The sequence below is a fragment of the Leptotrichia hongkongensis genome (genome assembly GCF_041538065.1).
Classification (GTDB): Bacteria; Fusobacteriota; Fusobacteriia; order Fusobacteriales; family Leptotrichiaceae; genus Leptotrichia; species Leptotrichia hongkongensis.
In genome coordinates this window covers 3,488-5,206 of sequence record NZ_JBGORW010000019.1, presented here as the reverse complement: position 1 = coordinate 5,206, position 1,719 = coordinate 3,488, and the positions used below count along the sequence as shown (strand labels likewise).

General features: G+C 51.5%; 1 rRNA gene. It reads left to right on the top strand.

From position 1 onward, the window contains the following. Positions 1-173: 173 nt before the first annotated feature. Positions 174-1,684, top strand: a 16S ribosomal RNA gene (locus ACEG17_RS09930). The last annotated feature ends 35 nt before the right edge of the window (positions 1,685-1,719 follow it).

Sequence of the window (1,719 nt, the reverse complement as noted above, 5' to 3'; positions counted from 1 at the left end):
GAGGGGATATGATAATATATATCTTGTCGATACGAAAAAGTATCGCAGGACAATAGAAGATAAGAATAGAAGAAGCAACAATGTGTAAGATATAAATAAAAGTCAAGAGTACTTGCCTGCAAGGCAAGAAACTCGTCAAAACTAAGGTGAAATAAAATATATGAGAAATATATTGAATGAAGAGTTTGATCCTGGCTCAGGATGAACGCTGACAGAATGCTTAACACATGCAAGTCATTGGCGAAGCTGCGTTTGCGCAGTCTAGCCAAGGCGGACGGGTGAGTAACGCGTAAGGAACTTGCCCTGCAGACAGGGATAACAGACGGAAACGACTGATAACACCTGGTATTGTCAGGCTGGCGCATGCCGGCCTGATGAAAGGAGACGCTGCAGGAGAGCCTTGCGTCCTATTAGCTAGTTGGTGGGGTAACGGCCCACCAAGGCGATGATAGGTAGCCGGCCTGAGAGGGTGAACGGCCACAAGGGGACTGAGATACGGCCCTTACTCCTACGGGAGGCAGCAGTGGGGAATATTGGACAATGGGGGCAACCCTGATCCAGCAATTCTGTGTGCACGAAGAAGGTTTTCGGATTGTAAAGTGCTTTCAGCAGGGAAGAAGAAAGTGACGGTACCTGCAGAAGAAGCGACGGCTAAATACGTGCCAGCAGCCGCGGTAATACGTATGTCGCAAGCGTTATCCGGAATTATTGGGCATAAAGGGCATCTAGGCGGCCCTGTAAGTCTAGGGTGAAAACCTGCGGCTCAACCGCAGGCCTGCCCCGGAAACTACAGGGCTAGAGTATCGGAGAGGTGGACGGAACTGCACGAGTAGAGGTGAAATTCGTAGATATGTGCAGGAATGCCGATGATGAAGATAGTTCACTGGACGGTAACTGACGCTGAAGTGCGAAAGCTAGGGGAGCAAACAGGATTAGATACCCTGGTAGTCCTAGCTGTAAACGATGATTACTGGGTGTGGGCATGAAGAGTGTCCGTGCCGAAGCAAATGCGATAAGTAATCCGCCTGGGGAGTACGGCCGCAAGGCTGAAACTCAAAGGAATTGACGGGGACCCGCACAAGCGGTGGAGCATGTGGTTTAATTCGACGCAACGCGAGGAACCTTACCAGATCTTGACATCCTGCGAATGCCCGTGAGAACGGGCAGTGCCTTCGGGAACGCAGAGACAGGTGGTGCATGGCTGTCGACAGCTCGTGTCGTGAGATGTTGGGTTAAGTCCCGCAACGAGCGCAACCCCTATCGTTAGTTGCCATCATTAAGTTGGGGACTCTAGCGAGACTGCCTGCGAAGAGCAGGAGGAAGGTGGGGATGACGTCAAGTCATCATGCCCCTTATGATCTGGGCTACACACGTGCTACAATGGCCGGTACAGAGAGCAGCCAGGCGGCAACGCCGAGCGAATCTTTAAAGCCGGTCCAAGTTCGGATTGAAGCCTGCAACTCGGCTTCATGAAGCTGGAATCGCTAGTAATCGCAGATCAGCAATGCTGCGGTGAATACGTTCTCGGGTCTTGTACACACCGCCCGTCACACCACGAGAGTTGTCTGCACCTGAAGCTGCTGGTCCAACCGCAAGGAGGAAGGCATCTAAGGTGTGGATAGTGATTGGGGTGAAGTCGTAACAAGGTATCCGTACCGGAAGGTGCGGATGGATCACCTCCTTTCTAAGGAGCAACATGCACAGCTTCTTCTTATGTCT